Annotated in this window: 12 protein-coding genes and 1 pseudogene; 5 read left to right on the forward strand and 8 right to left on the reverse strand. The window is 72.5% G+C overall.

Going from position 1 to position 15800, the window contains the following annotated elements:
• Positions 1–108: 108 nt before the first annotated feature.
• The 3 genes and pseudogenes from ACFXG1_RS31560 to ACFXG1_RS31570 all read right to left on the reverse strand — a co-directional run.
• A pseudogene (locus ACFXG1_RS31560) lies at positions 109–582 on the reverse strand (maleylpyruvate isomerase family mycothiol-dependent enzyme); the annotation flags it as partial.
• Positions 583–668: 86 nt separating this feature from the next.
• On the reverse strand, positions 669–941 hold the full coding sequence (locus ACFXG1_RS31565; RefSeq protein WP_384745617.1) for a hypothetical protein: 273 nt from the start codon (positions 939–941) through the stop codon (positions 669–671).
• A 129-nt stretch (positions 942–1070) separates the two neighbouring features.
• Entirely contained in the window at positions 1071–4394 is a 3324-nt protein-coding gene (locus ACFXG1_RS31570; protein WP_384717944.1) for a S8 family serine peptidase, read from the reverse strand.
• Positions 4395–5054: 660 nt separating this feature from the next.
• Between ACFXG1_RS31570 and ACFXG1_RS31575 the strand changes: the two genes are divergently transcribed.
• Both ACFXG1_RS31575 and ACFXG1_RS31580 read left to right on the forward strand, forming a co-directional pair.
• Positions 5055–5900: an endonuclease/exonuclease/phosphatase family protein gene (locus tag ACFXG1_RS31575; RefSeq protein ID WP_384745623.1), complete on the forward strand. Its 846-nt coding sequence runs from the start codon at positions 5055–5057 to the stop codon at positions 5898–5900.
• Between the two features lie 242 nt (positions 5901–6142).
• Complete coding sequence (locus tag ACFXG1_RS31580) at positions 6143–6724, forward strand: hypothetical protein (RefSeq protein WP_384714935.1); 582 nt, start codon at positions 6143–6145, stop codon at positions 6722–6724.
• Positions 6725–6811: 87 nt separating this feature from the next.
• On the opposite strand, the gene ACFXG1_RS31585 is transcribed toward ACFXG1_RS31580, so the two are convergent.
• Positions 6812–7396, reverse strand: a complete 585-nt coding sequence (locus tag ACFXG1_RS31585; RefSeq protein ID WP_384714938.1) for a tellurite resistance TerB family protein — start codon at positions 7394–7396, stop codon at positions 6812–6814.
• A gap of 224 nt (positions 7397–7620) precedes the next feature.
• Between ACFXG1_RS31585 and ACFXG1_RS31590 the strand changes: the two genes are divergently transcribed.
• A complete protein-coding gene (locus ACFXG1_RS31590; protein WP_384714941.1) occupies positions 7621–8652 on the forward strand; it encodes a nuclear transport factor 2 family protein in 1032 nt (343 codons plus the stop codon).
• A 159-nt stretch (positions 8653–8811) separates the two neighbouring features.
• On the opposite strand, the gene ACFXG1_RS31595 is transcribed toward ACFXG1_RS31590, so the two are convergent.
• The 4 genes from ACFXG1_RS31595 to ACFXG1_RS31610 form a co-directional block, all read right to left on the reverse strand.
• Complete coding sequence (locus ACFXG1_RS31595; protein WP_384714945.1) at positions 8812–10143, reverse strand: MFS transporter; 1332 nt, start codon at positions 10141–10143, stop codon at positions 8812–8814.
• Between the two features lie 211 nt (positions 10144–10354).
• Complete coding sequence (locus ACFXG1_RS31600) at positions 10355–11815, reverse strand: SulP family inorganic anion transporter (RefSeq protein ID WP_384745620.1); 1461 nt, start codon at positions 11813–11815, stop codon at positions 10355–10357.
• Between the two features lie 8 nt (positions 11816–11823).
• Entirely contained in the window at positions 11824–12411 is a 588-nt protein-coding gene (locus ACFXG1_RS31605; protein ID WP_384714951.1) for a carbonic anhydrase, read from the reverse strand.
• A 1095-nt stretch (positions 12412–13506) separates the two neighbouring features.
• Entirely contained in the window at positions 13507–13944 is a 438-nt protein-coding gene (locus ACFXG1_RS31610; RefSeq protein WP_384745622.1) for a VOC family protein, read from the reverse strand.
• Between the two features lie 175 nt (positions 13945–14119).
• Here ACFXG1_RS31610 and ACFXG1_RS31615 point away from each other — a divergent pair, with 175 nt between their 5' ends.
• Complete coding sequence (locus ACFXG1_RS31615; protein WP_384745625.1) at positions 14120–14704, forward strand: TetR/AcrR family transcriptional regulator; 585 nt, start codon at positions 14120–14122, stop codon at positions 14702–14704.
• A 72-nt stretch (positions 14705–14776) separates the two neighbouring features.
• Entirely contained in the window at positions 14777–15577 is an 801-nt protein-coding gene (locus ACFXG1_RS31620; protein ID WP_384724255.1) for a nitroreductase family protein, read from the forward strand.
• Positions 15578–15800: the final 223 nt, after the last annotated feature.

Consider the following 15800-nt stretch of genomic DNA (forward strand, 5'->3'; position numbering starts at 1 on the left):
CGTCGGGTCCGGGCAGCACACGGCCGGAGTCACCGCGTCTCCTGCCGGAACCGGTTCCGGAGCGCGGCAAGCGTGGTCGCGTCGCCGGAGTCCGTGAGCGACCGCGCGTCAGCAGGTAGCCGGCCCCCACAGATGGAGCAGCAGATCCCCGGGCTCGCCGTCGATCCGCGCGTGCGGCGCCGTACCTTCGGCGGCGCACGCGACCCGGTCCTTCCGCAGGGTCACCAGCCATTGCCGTCCGCCGCAGCGCAGCGCCACCGTGCGGTCGGCGCCCTCGGCCTGTCCGGGCCTGTCACCGGTGTCGTACGTGAGGAAGCCGAGGAACTCGTCGACGCCGTCCGTCGTGGGGCCGGGGGCGATCGGGGTCTCCTGGCCGCAGGCGAGTTCCGCGTCGACACGGTGGACCGCGGTCTCGTGTGTCATGCGCCGGTACCAGAACCCCACGGTCTGATCCGGCCGGAACCATGTGCGGGACTCCTGCTCGGGGCCGCGAGCGGCGAGCTCGCCGATGAGCGTGTCGCGCAGGGCGGTGAACCAGGCCGGCACGGCGGCGTCGGCAGTCGGCCGCGGACGGCGCTCAGCGCGTACGGATCTCGTCGAGGTGCCCGGCGGGGTTCATACGTGTATGGTGCCGTAGGCCTCTGACAGAGCCGCCCCCTCGGGGCGGCTCAGGGGGTATCGCCGGAGTAGTAGAGGCGGTGGCCGACGCCGGGGCGTGGGTCGTACAGGACCCGGCCGCCGGGGAAGCGTCCCAGCTCCGTCGGCAGGGCCACACCGTCGCCGCTCTCCTCCGGGCGCCGGTCCGTGATGTCGAGCAGCAGCCCGTCCAGCGGACCGCCGATCAGCACGGCGTAGGTGCGGTGGGGCAGCGGGCCGGGATCGGGGTCGTCGTGGTCGCGGCCGTAGACCCGGCCGCGCAGGAGTTGCTCGTCTCCGTTCATCCGTACAGCCTTTCAGCCACCACCGACAACGCGGCCCGGGTGCGGAGAGGGCCCCTCCGCCGGGTGCGGAGGGGCCCTTTCTCCAGGGTGGTGCTCTGTGCCGCCGCGTTCAGCTCGCGGGCGTACGGGTCACTTGCCGAAGTAGGCGTTGTGGACGGTCACGCTCGCCTTGCCGCCGCGGGCGTCGGTGACCTGTGCGCGCAGCGACACCGCCTTGTCCCGGGCGGGGTTCTTCACCGTGATCCTCCCCTGGGTGACGGGGGTGTCCTGCCAGGTCCGGCCGTCGTCGTAGGAGACGGCGGCGGTGAGGGACGCGAGCCCCCGGCCGGCCGCCGGGCCCTGGACGGTGAGGGGGAAGGTCGAGGTGCGGTCCGCCGGGACGGTGCCGTCGGGGGCGACCGGGGCACCGAACCGTACGGTGGACAGGGCGATCCGGGTCGTCTCGTCCGTCGGGAGCTTCGCGGACCGGAAGGTCCAGGACGCGTCGATGCCCGTGGAGATCCGGGAGTACGAGGGGTCCCGCCGTACGGTGGTCGCGAGGGTGTACTCGGCGTCGTCCGCGCCGACCTCGAACCCCTCCCAGCCCGTCATCGGGTCCTGGTTCTCACCGATCTTCGTGGTGCCGCGGTGCAGGGTCGTCGTCGCCGCGTTGTACAGGGACGAGCCCGCGTTGCCCCGGCCGTCGGAGAACATCGGCACCAGGCCGATCAGCGTGTCGCCGGCGCGGAAGACGCCGGATTCCGCGTTCAGGAGCGGGGAGTGGACGCCGGTGCCGATGGTCTCCCGGTGGTTCGCGCCCGGGCGGTACTTCCGCTCGGGGCCCATGTACTCGATTTCCAGGCTCTCGTGGGCGTCGAGCTGAGCCGCGCCCACGGACCAGCGGTTCGGCGCGCCGCTCGTGGCGAGGCGGACGGTCCTGGTGCCGGGTGCCCCGGTCGACGCGTACGAGGAGTAGAGGACTCCGCTGAGTTCGTTGCGGATCAGGGCGAAGGCCCTCTTGGCCGGGGTGGTGACGGTGGTGGTCACGGCGACCTCGGCGAAGTCACCGGTCTTGAACGCGTGGGAGAAGCCGGTGGAGAGGCTCTTGCCCGGGTTCACGGCGATGGCGCTGTACTCGGTGGTGGCGGCGGTCCACTGTGCCTGGAAGCTTTCCCGGACCGTGCTGCCGGTGGGTTGCGCCGGGCCCAGTTGCGCGGTGCGCAGGACGTCGAAGGAGTCGAGCAGGGTCGCGAAGCGGGCGGGCTTTCCGCCCTTGTCCACGGAGAGGGTCGCCACCGCGCGGGTCTGCGGGGCCGCGGTGTCCGGGACGGTCAGTGATACGGGCTTGGCGAGGCGGGCGTCGACGTCGACGACGGTGTCCTTCGTCAGCGCCAGCCGGGGGTGGGCCAGCCGGTCCACTTCCATCCGGGACGGGTCCGGTCCGCGGACGACCCGGAAGGCGTCGAGGAAGTAGTCGCCCTTCGGGAGCCGGTAGGTGGCGGTGCTCCTGCCGTTGACCTCGATCAGGTCGTCGTCGGAGGTTCCGGCGAGCGGGAGGAGGAGGCTCTGGTAATCCGTGCTGGGTTTGCCGTCGCGCCCGAGGTGGTTGAGGGTCAGGTCGTACGATTCGGCCTCGCGGTTCACGGCGGCCGTGGTGCGCACGCTCTGGCCGCCGCCGGTCGCGGTGACGGTGGCGGTGTAGATGCCCTCGGTGGTGCCGCCGATACGGGTGTCGGTGGTGACCGGGACGGTGGCCGTGCGGCCCGCGGGGACGGTGACTTCGGTGGCGCCGACGGTGAAGAACCCGGCGGGGGCGGGTCGGCCCTGCGGGTCGAGGCCCTGGACCGTCAGGTTGAGGGTGGCGTCCCGGTCGCCCAGGTTCCGGTAGGTGACCTGCTTGGTGACGGGCGTGTCGTCGGTGTGCGGCCACCGCTGGAGCCCGAAGGAGAGGGTGTTCTCGTCGGCGGTAACGGTCTGCTGGAGGGCGCGGTCGGCCTCGATGCGGCCACTGCCCTGCTGGAAGACGCCGTGGCCGCCGTCCTTGGCGGACGCGGCGAGGACGGACTTGATGCGCTCACCCGACCACGTCGGGTGCCGCTGCTTCAGCAGGGCGGCGGCGCCTGCCACGTGCGGGGTGGCCATCGAGGTGCCGTTCATGGAGACATAGCCGGGCAGATCGGCGCCGTTGCCGGTGCCGGAGGCGGCGGCCGCGACGATGCCGACTCCGGGCGCGGTCACATCCGGTTTGACACCGGAGTCGCCGACTCGCGGTCCCCGGCTGGAGAACGGGGCCAGCCCGTCGGCGTCGTCCACGGCGCCGACGGTGAGCGCCGAATCCGCGCTGCCCGGGGAGCCGACGGTACGGGCGCCGGGTCCCGCGTTGCCGGCGGCGACGGCGAAGAGGACTCCCTTCTCCTTCGACAACTTGTCGACGAGGGCCTCCAGCGGGTCCACCTCGGGGGTGTCGAGGCCGCCGAGGCTCATGTTGACGACGTCCGCGCCCTGGGCGACCGCCCAGTCCATCCCGGCCAGGATCTCGGAGTCGCTGCCGAACCCGGCGTCGTCGAGGACCTTGGCGTTGAGGATCTTCGCGCCGGGGGCGACGCCCTTGTGCGTGCCGCCCGAGTGGGCGCCGGTGCCGGCCGCCGTGGAGGCGACGTGGGTGCCGTGGCCGTTGCGGTCCGTGGTGTCCGGGGAGCGGGTGAAGTTCTTGGCTCCGACGACCTGGCCCCTGAGGTCCGCGTGGGTCTCGTCGACGCCGGTGTCGAGGACGGCGATGGTCACGCCCTTGCCGTCGTATCCGGCCTGCCAGGCCTTCGGGGCGCCGATCTGGGCAACGCTCTTGTCGAGGGTCGCCGTGCGGACCGAGTCCAGCCAGACGCGGTCGATGCCGGGTACGGCGCCGGCCGTACGGGCCCCTTCGGTGCCGGCGGTACGGGTCAGGGCGGCCCAGAGCGCGCCCGCGTCCCGCTGCGGGATCGTCAGGGCGTCGGCGTTGAGCGCGGGCAGGGTACGGCGTACCTCGGCGTCGCTTCTGACTCCCTTGCGGGCGGTGGCGGCGGCGCCCTCGTAGGCGACGATGACTCTCAGGCCCTTGCTGTGGGCCCGCCGGCTCTCGGGTGCGCTCAGCCCGGTGATGTCGAAGAGCCTGCGGTCGAGTACGTCCTTGCCGATCAGCCGCTCGGCGTCGGCCGGGACGACGAAGGTGCGGCCGTTGTCGGTGTAGCTGCGTACCGGTATCTTCTCCCGTCCCTCGGCGGGCTGGAAGGACGCCGCCCGGCCGCGGGGGTCGACGCCGACGCGGTCACCGGTGATCAGGGTGACCCAGCGCAGTCCGGCGGTGGTGCCGCTCCGCTCGGCGGTGGCGAGGGGGGTCGTCCCTTCGCGGCCCGGGCCTGCGGTGTCCGCGAAGGAGTGGGTGGTGGTCAGCCCGGCGACGAGGACCGCCGCCGCGAGGGACGCGGTCAGGGCCACGGCGCCACGGCTGTGTTGTGGTGAGAACAAAGGTGTCTTCCCCTGTGAGGTGAAGGGATGGTCGGTGAACGATCGGGAGCGGCCCCCCTGCCCACTCCCGGCCCGATAGAGCGGAAAGCTGCATTCCGCGTTGCTGTTCGGTCACTCGATGTCCGGAACTCGCCCTTCAGGGCTTGGGGTTCGCGGGCGCCGTCGGCTCACTCGGCCCTGATATGGGTGTCTGATCAGGGGAAACGTCGCGGTCTTCCCGGATGGCGCACTGTGGCCGACGCGATGTGAGGGAGGGCTCTGGAGTCCCTTGCACCCGGGAGGTCGGTTCCGTAGAACGCGCACGCGGGGCGGATCGTACGAGGGCGGAGCAGGGTCGATGGCGTGGGCGGGCCCGGCGGACAGCGTCTCGTCATCGGTCCCTGTCCTACGGCCGCAGCGGGCCGGAAGTACCCCCGGACGGGCGACCCGATTCTCACCGGCTCCGCCCGCTTCCGGCCCGTGCGGCCCCGTCACCGTGCGGTGCGGACCGGCAGCCGCGTTCCCCCGCAATACGATTCGGCATACCGCATGCGAGGGTGACGCCCCCGTCCCATAACCTCATGCGGAAGTACTTCAACTTTTGAGGAGGCGACAGTGCTCGGAAGGGGCGCGCGGTTGCTCGCGGGCGCCATGGTCCTGGCCTGCCTGGTGCTGGTCGGTCCCAGTGCGCCGAACGGTGTCCCCCTCGCCCGGTCGCTGCCCGCCGGAGCCGCCGAGGACGTGGTGCCGAACCGTGTCATGACGTGGAACATCTGCAACCCCTGCAAGGAGAGCAACGTCGGGCGTGCGGCGGAGATCGCCACCTACGCGCCCCAGGTCATCGGCCTGCAGGAGGCGTGCGTGCGGGACGTCGAGAGGATCCGGGACTATCTGGAGAGCCTGTACGGGCTGGTCTACCACGTCGAGTACGGGATGGTGCTCCGCAACCGGGGCCGTTGCGGGGGGACGCCGTGGAGCCCGGGATCCTTCGGGCAGGCGCTGCTGTCGGCGGCGCCGATGACGGACCGGGTGAGTGTCGAGTATCCCGACGGCGGGTCCGAGGACCGCGGGTACATGGCGGTGACCACCAAGGTGGACGGCCAGTCCGTACGGGTCTTCAACACGCATCTCGCGCAGCGGCGGCAGCAGGACGTCCGGGCGGGCCAGACCGATGTACTCGCCGAGGAGGTCGCCGCGTACGACCGCGCGATCGTGCTCGGCGACTTCAACGCCGCACCGGACGCCCCCGAGCTGACCGGGATGTGGGCGCTGGCGGCGGATACGGACGCCCAGTGCCGGCCGTTGTCCGACGGCAGCTGCAAGCCGACCACCGATTGGCAGAGCAAGTTCGACTACGTCTTCCTGCGGGGCATCGCGCCGCTGGAGCACCAGGTGCTGCCCACTCCGTACTCGGACCATCATCTGCTCCACGCCGACCTGGACATCGCCCCCGCGAGCCCTCCTCGGGTCGACGCGGCGGGCAAGCCCCGGGCGTGAAGGGCTCGCAGCGCCGGGCGCGGTGGCGTGCCGGGCGGTGAGAGCCGGGGAGCGCGAGGCGCGGAGGGGGCGTGAAGGGGTCTTCCACGGTGCTGTTTGCTCACTTCCGTCCCGTGATTCCCCCTTGGCACGTACTCAGGTGGCGATATGAGTATCCGTACGGATGTCGGCCGCGGTGTCCGCGGCCTCATGGTGGGCGCGCGGTCCGAGCCGCTCCTTCGTCGTCTGAGGAGGTACTCATCATGAGACCAGTTGGAAAAGCCGCCACGGCCCTGGCGCTGGCGGGGGTCACGCTCGCCGGGACGGCCGGTACGGCCTGGGCGTCCTGCGGACAGGCGGACCATCCCGTCGCGGCGAGCGCGAGCGCGTGTGCCACGGGATGGGGCAGTGGGCTCGAGTCGGCGCCGCAGCACGTCGCCGAGCCGCTGACGAACATCCGGGCCGGTCAGCACGATTGCTTCGACCGGGTCGTCTTCGACGTGGCCGGTGCGAGCGGTCCCGCGGGCTATCGGGTGGGCTATGTCAGCGCCTTCCGGCAGGACGCCACCGGCACGGTGATCCCCGTGGCGGGCGGGGCCATTCTCGAGATCTTCGTCAACGCGCCGAGTTACGACCCGAACACCGGTGGGGTGGTCTATCCGGGGATCCCCGGGCGGTCGTTGCCGGGGGTGAGCCTCAGCGGGTACCGGACCTTCAAGGACACCAAGTTCGGGTCGAGCTACGAGGGGCGGACGCAGGTCGCCGTCGGCGTGCGGGCCCGGTTGCCGTTCCGGGTGCTCCAGTACGGGGACAAGGTGGTCGTGGACGTCGCGCACACCTGGTGAGACGGGACCGGCCCCGAGTCCACCACGGGTGCGCGGGGGTATTCCCACGTCACCGGAAGAAGAGGCGGACTCGGGGCCGGCGGAGTGTCAGATGCCGAACTCGGCGGACGAGATGCCGAGGGTCGCGCACGCGTCGCGCAGGATCTGCTCCTCGGCGGGCGAGATGTAGCCGTCGGCTCCGGCGACGACGATGCCGGTCTGGATCACGGCACGGGCCTCGGCGGGCTTCTTGGCGGCCTTGGCCACCTCCTGGAGGGCTTCGGCGCGGCCTCGGATGGGGTCGGCCATCAGCTGGTCGACGTGCTTGTTGAAGCGCGTGCGCAGCTGGTCGGCCGGGAAGTTCTGCAGGACGTCGTTGGAGAGGATCAACGACTCCACGTGCTGCCGCTCGGTGGGGTCGACATGGCCGTCGGCGGCGGCCACCAGAGCGCATACGGCCATGCTGGCGTCCCGGTAGGCACCGCTCTTCAGCTCGGTCTTGAGAGATGTGAGCTGGGTCTTCAGCAGACCCACGAGCTGGGCCTTGGAGCCGCTGCCCTGCGCGGCGGGACGGCCGTGGCTCTGGGGCGCGGACCCGGGGGCGGACCCGGACCCGGACCCGGGACGACCCGATGCCTGGGCCTGCTGCTGGAGAGTCTTGGCCTGGTCCTTGATTCGGTCCCACATCGCCACTGAATTGCCACCTCGGTCCTGGCTGAAGTTCGTCTGTCGGACGACGCGTCGTTCCGCGGCGTCACCGGGGTCAACGTACGTGGTCACCGGGGAGTTCCACGCGGCGGGGGTCCGTTACCCCGGAGGTAATCGCGCAGGTCGGGCGGGTGCGGACAGACTGTGATCACCGGGCCGGGGACGACGATCCCCGGCCCCCGAGACCGCTTCTCGAACGGGAGAACCCCATGTCACGCCTCCGCCGTATGCGTTCCGCCGCAGTTCTCGCGACCGCCGCCGCGCTGATCCCCCTCGGTTCCGGTACGGCTTCGGCATCCGCTACCGGACCGGCACCCCTGTCGCCGTACTGCCAATCCGTCGTCGGCGGCCAGTCGTCGCTGCCGGCGAACGCCCACGCGTTCATGAAGGCGTACTGCGAGTGGGGAGCGGCGCCGCGGGTCGACACGTACATGAAACTGTTCACGCCGACCGGGACGCTGATGGACTCGGGGCTGCCCGCGCCGATCGACACGACGGCCATCGCCCTGCAGATGGAGAGCCTGCTGGGTGCGGTGAACTACACGTTCCAGCCGGTGTCGGCGGTGTCGTCACCGGACGGGAAGGTCGTCTTCGTGAAGGCGCGCAACTCCGGTTCGATCAAAGAGAAGCCGGACGGGACGCCGGGTGAGAAGTTCGACTACATCACGACGCACCGGCTGGTGCTGGACGGATCCCGGGTGGAGCAGGGGCGCCGGTTCTGGGACCAGACGGAGCTGTTCCGGTCGCTGAACAGCCAGTTGCCGAACCTGTTCACCTCGATTGCGCCGGTGGCGTGGACACCGCCGCGGACGGAGAACCGGCTGACGGCGTGGAACACGCGGGACGCGTCGGCCCTGGTGAACGAGGTGGACGATGTCGTGGCGCTGACCGGCCCCGGGCTGGGTGACCGGGCGCTGACCCGCAAGGCGGATATGCGGGCGTATCTGACGAAGCTGTTCACGCGGGTCCACGAGCTGCGGCTGGAGCCGGGGAAGACGGTGCGCCAGGGACCGGTGACCTATCGGGAGTGGGTGGGGCACGCGAAGCTGTCGAAGGAGGGCGGCCCGGTCCGGGAGATCACATACGGCATCACCGAGCGGTTCACCCGGAACGCGCAGGGGAACGTCGAATGGAACCTCGCGTTCGAGACCCTCGACACGGTGGCGACCGAGTGCGAGATCACCAACCTGCGCCGACTGCTGTTCCCGCAGCTCCCGGCGTGCCCGGGGGGGGCAGCCTGACGGCCGGATGGATCACGGTACGGGTGGGCGGGGCCGCGGTCCGGGAGGGTGTTCCCGGGTCGCGGCCCCGCCGTGTGCCCGGCCCCGGGCGTGTCCGGTCCCCGGTTCCCCCGATTCGCCCGGGGGTGGCCTTCCGGTGCCGCCGGTTTCCCCGGAGGGTCAGGCCGAGGTGCGGTCGGCGGGGTCCGCCGGTTCCCGGGGCGTCGGGGGCCGCTTTCCCGCCCTGTCCGGCCCGGGTGGGGCGGCGGCGGTCCGGGTCTCCGGGAGGGCGGCGAAGCAGGACAGGCTCAGTACGGCGACTCCGGTCAGCCAAGCCGCGACGCCCCACGGCGGGCCGCCGCCGTCGGTCAGGGCGGTCGTCACCAGGGGGGTGACGGCGCCGCCGAGTACTCCCGCCAGGTTGTAGCCGACGGCGGCGCCCGTGCAGCGCACCCGGGGCTCGTACAGCTCGGGCAGATAGGCGGCGGTGACGGCGAAGACGGAGACGAAGGCGAGCAGGGCCCCGACGAAGCCGAGGAACATCAGGGGTGGTTCGCCGGTGCCGAGCAGGGCCACGAGGGGGAACACCCACAGGGCTGTGAGGGCGCTGCCCGCCAGACACATGGGGCGGCGGCCCACCCGGTCGGCGAGCAGGGCGGCGAAGGGGGTGACCATGCCTTGGATCGCGACGGCCCCCATGACGAGGGCCAGCATGACCGTACGGCTGACGTCCGCTTCCACCGTGCCGTAGGCGAGCGCCCAGGTGGTGACGGTGTAGAAGACGGCGTAGCCGCTGGAGAGGGCGCCCGCGGTGAGGAGCAGGGTGCGCCAGTGGTGGCGCAGGACCTCAGCGGCGGGGGCCGCCGCCCGGCCGCCGGTGCTGGTGAGTTCGCGGAAGGCGGGGGTTTCCTCGAGGGAGGCGCGCAGGAGGAGGCCGACGCCGGCGAGGACACCGGCGGCCCAGAACGGGACGCGCCAGCCCCAGGCGAGGAACTGGGCGTCGGTGAGGCCGATGGAGAGCGCGAGGGTCACTCCGTTGGCCAGGAGGAAGCCGATGGGCGGGCCCATCTGGGGGAAGGCGCTCCACAGGGCGCGCCGGTGGGCGGGGGCGTGTTCGGCGGTGAGCAGGACGGCTCCGCCCCATTCGCCGCCGAGGCCGATGCCCTGGACGAAGCGGAGGGCGACGAGGAGGACGGGGGCGGCGGCGCCGATGCTGTCGTAGGTGGGGAGGCAGCCGACGAGGACGGTGGCGACGCCGGTGGTGAGGAGGGAGGCGAAGAGGACGGGGCGGCGTCCGTGGCGGTCGCCGAAGTGGCCGAAGAGGAGGGACCCGAGAGGGCGGGCGACGAATCCGGCGCCGAAGGTGCCGAAGGCGGCGAGACTGCCCGCGAGGGGGGAGAAGGAGGGGAAGAACAGGGGGCCGAGGACGAGCGCGGCGGCGGTGCCGTAGACGAAGAAGTCGTAGAACTCGACGGCGGTCCCGGCCAGGGTGGCGAAGGCGAGCCGTGACATGGACGGGGCTCTGCCGCCCGGGGCGCGGGGAGACGGAGGACGGCGTAGGCGCATATCGGGCCAACGGTCGACGGTGGTGGCCGGTTACGCGGTGCCGGGGGGCGGGTGGGGCGTGTGGGGGCGCGGGGAGCGACGGTCGCGGCGGGGTTCGCGGCAGGTGGCGCCGGGGCCCCGCCCGTGGTTGTCGGTGGGCGGGGCCGGGTGGAGGGGGTCAGCCGGAGAGTGCTCTCATATGGCGGGTCACGGTGGCGCGGTGGCGTTCGGACCAGTTCTCGAGGGCCATGCGGCAGGCGTGGTCGAGGTGGTGGACGTCGGTGAGGTCGAGTTCGACGGCGCGGTCGGGCGGGAGCGCTTCGAGGCTGTCGAGGAGGTTCGGCAGGCGCAGGAAGGTCGCGTTGCCCGAGAGGCGTACCCGGACGGGTCCCGCGCCCGGGTCGTCGACGTCGAGGCGGAGGTGGGACGCTTCCCAGGCCGTCTTGGCCACCGCGAGGGCGAGTCCCGCGATCACGCCTTCGAACATGCCGACGACGACGATGGCGAGGGCGGTGACGGCGAGGACGAGGGCTTCGCCGCGCTGCCGGCGCCACAGACCGGCCAGTTCGCGGGCGGGGACGAGTTTCACGCCCGCGTGGACCAGGACGGCGGCGAGGGCGGGGACGGGGATGTACGCCAGGGCCGCAGGGAGGAGGGCGGCGAACAGCAGCAGCCAGACGCCGTGGAGGACGCGGGACGCCTTGGTGCGGGCCCCTGCCTGGACGTTGGCGGCGCTGCGGACGATGACCGCGGTCATGGGAAGGGCGCCGAGGACCCCGCAGACCGCGTTGCCGGTGCCCTGGGCGACGAGTTCCTTGTCGTAGTCGGTGCGCGGTCCGTTGTGGAGCCGGTCCACGGCGGCGGCGCCGAACAGGGACTCGGCGGAGGCGATCAGGGTGAAGGCCAGGACGGTGCCGATGGCGCCGAGGCCGGCGAGTTCGCCGAACGCCTCGGCGGACGGGGGCTGGACGGAGTCGAGCAGTCCGCGTACCTCGACGGTGGCGACCGGGAGTCCGGTGGCGAGGACGGCGAGGGTGGCGAGGCCGACGGCTGCGAGCGGGCCGGGGACGGTACGGATCCTGGGGGGCAGACGGCGCCAGAGGACGAGCACGGCGACGGTGGCGGCGCCGAGGGCGACCGAGGCGAGGGCTTCGGTGTTCCCCGCGGCGCGCCAGAGCGCGCCGGGCAGTCCGGCGATCTTGTCGATACCGTCGGCCGGTGCCTCGAAGCCCGCCATGGCGTAGAGCTGTCCGGCGATGAGGATGAGGCCGATACCGGCGAGCATGCCCTCGACGACGGAGACGGAGACGGCGCGGAAGCACCGGCCGAGTTTGAGGACGCCGAGGAGGATCTGGAGGAGTCCGGCGGCGAGGACGATGGCTCCGAGGACGGGGAGTCCGAATTCCGTCACGGCTTCGAGGACGAGGACGGTCAGTCCGGCGGCGGGGCCCGAGACCTGGAGGCTGCTGCCGCGCATCATGCCGGTGACGAGGCCGCCGACGATGCCGGTGACGAGGCCGAGTTCGGCCGGGACGCCGGAGGCGACGGCCACACCCACGCACAGCGGGAGCGCGACGAGGAAGACGACGAGGGAGGCGGCGAAGTCCTGCCGCAGATGGGGAAGGGATGTCGTGGGCACGGTGGCGCTCACAGGGCGGTGAAGGCGTCGGTGCCGTCGCGGTGCGCGTGGACGGCCCCGGTATGCACTTCGTAGTACCAGCCGTGCAGGCGGAGCCGTCCGGTGGCGAGGCGGCGCGACACACAGGGATGGGAGCGCAGTCGCCGCAGCTGGGTGCGGATGTGCTGTTGGACGGCGTGGGCGACCTCGGGGTCGTCCGGGTCGGTGTCCCCGGGGGCGGGCGGACGGGCGGCGTGGGCGAGCCAGTCGCGGACGGCGGGTACGGCGGTGAGGTCGTCGCCGCGGACGAGGGCGCCGACGGCGCCGCAGTGGGAGTGGCCGCAGACGACGATGTCGCGGACGCCGAGGATGTCGACGGCGTACTCGATGGTGGCGGCCTCACTGGTGGGGTGGCCGTCGGCGGGGGGCGGGACGATGTTGCCCGCGGTGCGGAGTTCGAAGAGTTCACCGGGGCGTGCGCCGGTGATCAGGGACGGGACGACCCTGGAGTCCGAACAGCTGATGAAGAGGGTGTGGGGGGACTGCCCGGCGGCGTGGGGGGCGAACCGTTCGGGGTTCCGGCCGAAGGCGCGGGCGTGGTCGATGAGGGGCTGCATAAGGGGTGAATCCTCCTGGCGCGCTGTGGGGGCGCGTCGGGCTGACGAGACAGAGCTTGGGGGGCGGGCTCCGGATCAGCAGCGGAATACCTGAAGGGCGGCCGGGGTGGGGGCGGCCGGGGCTCTCCCGTCGTGCCGGGGGTGACCGGCCGGTGGGGCGATGAGGGGCCGCGGGGTCCCGTGGTGTCGCGTGGCGCGGGGTGCGCGGTGCGCTTGTGGCGCGGTCGAAGCGGGGCGGTGCCGGTCGCGGACGCGTAACGGGCCGAGAGGGTCGGTGGTGGGTTCACCGGCCCGGCTGCGGTGCTCCGTGCCGGGTTCCGTACCGATCCCGGTGACGGGGTCCTGGCCTGAGGGGCTTCCGTGGCCGACGGGGTGCGGGGTCGCGAAGGCCGCCGTCGGGGAGAGGAGAGGGAGGGCGAGGAGAACGGCTGTGAGCAGGGGTATCAGCGTTCGTGATGTCACGGTCCGCATGGTGGCGCCTCCCTCCGGCCGGTGGTTCGGGTTCGCGTACGCACACGTCAAGGGTTGACCAACTAGGTCAACAGAAGGTCAAGGAACACGTTAACGCCTGTTGATCATTCGTGGGACATGCAAGGACTCCGCGCGTGCCACCCGGGGCGGTTCGCCCGTCCCGTATCGGCTTGATCGCCTTTGGTACCCCGAAGGGGTTCCGGGGGTGCGGCGGGTCGGCCGGTGGCGCCGGGAAGGAGGGCGAGACAGGGGCCGTCCGGGGTGTTTTCCGGCGCGAAGTGCCACATCTCCTTCGCATACGTCCGACACGGGCCGTGGTGCGCGCCGCTCCGGATGAACCGGTCATGGGCGTCGACGGGGTCGGTGCCGATGGCTTTCCCGGTCGCCCGGGCCGACTTGGCCGGGGTGTTGACGGGCCGCATCGCCTTCCGAGGGCGGGAACGGAGTTCACCCGCACGGGTGAAGGGCGCCGGGCGCGGGAGGTTCACCCGCGCGTGTGGCGGGAGGTCCGGGGCGGGCCGCCGCGCACCCCGGCATGGTGGTTCGCGCGCTTCGGTTACGGTTCCCGGCGCCGCCGCCCGGGGCGGTGCGGCTCCGGGACGGCGGCCCGCCGCGGACCGCGCGTCACCCGGGGAGGTGCCCCTCGGCGTACTGCTCGGCGTAGCCGCCGGTCGGGGGGATCACCGTGATGATGTCGATCATCACACCGTCCGGGCCCCCGACGATGAAGTGCCGCTGGCCGAACTCCTCGGTGCGCAGGGTGAGCAGTTCGGTGAGGCCGGCCTCGCCGACGAGCCGGCGGTGTTCGGCGTCGACGTCGTCGACCTCGAAGTTGAGGAGCAGCCCGCCGGTGAGGGGGGTGCGGTGGCTTTCGGGGACGGTGGGGTGCGCGGGGTCGAGGAGGGCGAGTTCGTAGTGGGGTGCGTCGGGGCGGTGGAGGCTGACGTACCAGTCGGCCTCGAAGGTGATCGCGAAGCCGAGGTGGCCGGTATAGAAGTCGCGTGCGGCCGCGATGTCGCGGGTGCCGATGACCGGGTAGAAGCCGCCGAGTCTGATCGTCATGGTTTTGGGCCTTTCGTTCCTGCGGTCGTTCCGGGAGGGGTGGGGCGTTCGGGAGTCGTGCGCGGTCCCGGGGACGGCGGCGCCCGGAAGGGGCCCCGCCGTTTCACATACCCCGGGTATGTGAAACGGGACGCTAACATACCCGGGGTATGTGAAAGGAAGGGTGATCGCGACGATGACGGTCGGCAGGGCGGAGCAGCGGGCGGCGACACGGCGGGCGCTGCTCGCGGAGGGGCGGCGGCGTTTCGCCGCGGACGGCTTCCACGGCGTGGTTCTCGCGGAGGTCGCCGAGGCCGTGGGGGTGACCAAGGGGGCGGCGTACCACCACTTCGCCAGCAAGGCGGGGTTGTTCCGGGCCGTGGTCGGCGAGGTGCAGCGGGAGCTGGGCGAGACGGTGGCGGCGGCGGCCGACGCGCAGAGCGATCCGTGGGAGCAACTGCGCGCGGGCTGCCGGGCCTTTCTTGCGGCGGGCACCGATCCGGCGGTGCGCCGGATCGTACTGCTGGACGCTCCGACCGTGCTGGGCTGGGACGAGTGGCGGGCCATGGACGATTCCTCGTCGGCCCGCCATCTGGCGGACGCCCTCCGGTCGCTGGTGGCCGCCGGGGTGATTCCGGACCAGCCCGTGGAGCCGCTCGCGCGACTGCTGTCCGGCGCGATGAACGAGGCGGCGGTCTGGCTGGCCCGGTCCGCGGATCCAGGCGCGCTCGCCGCCACCGAGCAGGCCCTGGACCGGCTGCTGGCGGGGGTGCGCGGCTGAGGCGCGTCCGCTCACCGGACGATCATGTCCGCCCTCTCCCCGGAACGCCGGACAGCGGGCACACTCGGCGCCATGTCCGCATCCTCCGGGCCCATGCCGCCCGTCCCGCCCGCCCCGCTCCCGCCGTCCGTACCGCTCGCGCCGTCCGACCCGGATGCCGGGCCGACGGCCTCCGCCGGCTCCACCGCGCGCTGGGTCCCGACCCACGGCGATCCCTACCGGTCCGTCCCCTACCGGCCCGAGCGGATCCCCGCCGGCGAGTCGCTCTCCCGGGCGGCGCGGTTGCGGATCCGGATGGACGAGCGGCGTACGGTACGGCAGTTCTCCGCCGACCCCGTCCCGCTGGACGTGGTCCGGGACGCGATCGCCTGTGCCGCGACCGCGCCGTCCGGGGCGCATCAGCAGCCGTGGACATTCGTCCTGGTACGGGACCCGGAGACACGGCGGCGGATCCGGGAGGCGGCCGAGGAGGAGGAGCGTGTCTCGTACGACGGCCGCCTCGGCGAGGAGTGGCTGGCGGCCCTGCGCCCGCTGGGCACGGACGAGGTGAAGAGGCATCTCACCGACGCGCCCGCGCTGATCGTGGTCTTCCAGCAGCGTTACTGGCTGGGTGAGGACGGGACCAAGCGCAAGCACTACTACGTCGACGAGTCCGTCGGCATCGCGGTCGGGATGCTGCTGACCGCCCTTCATCTGTCGGGTCTCGCGGCGCTGGTGCACACTCCGAGCCCGATGCGCTTCCTCGGCGAGGCGCTGGGGCGCCCGGCGAACGAGAAGGCGTTCGCGGTGATCCCGGTGGGTTATCCGGCGGCCGACTGCCGGGTGCCGGACCTGGTCCGCAAATCCCTCGACCAGGTGATGGTCGAGATCTGAGCGGCGTCCCGCCGGGGCCGCACCGCGGGGCGCCGCGGTATCGCACCGCTCGCGTCGAGCGCCGCCCGCCCTTGCCGCAGACATGCACATGCCAATTGACGTAGAGTGCCGCGCATCCACCCGCCGGGGGGGGGCCCCCGGGGCGCGGGGGGGCCCCCCCCGGGGGGGGGGGCCCCGGGGCGCCCGCCCCCCACCACAACGCGGGCCGGGCCCCCGCGCGGCC

The sequence above is a fragment of the Streptomyces sp. NPDC059248 genome, from assembly GCF_042753905.1.
Taxonomy (GTDB): Bacteria; Actinomycetota; Actinomycetes; order Streptomycetales; family Streptomycetaceae; genus Streptomyces.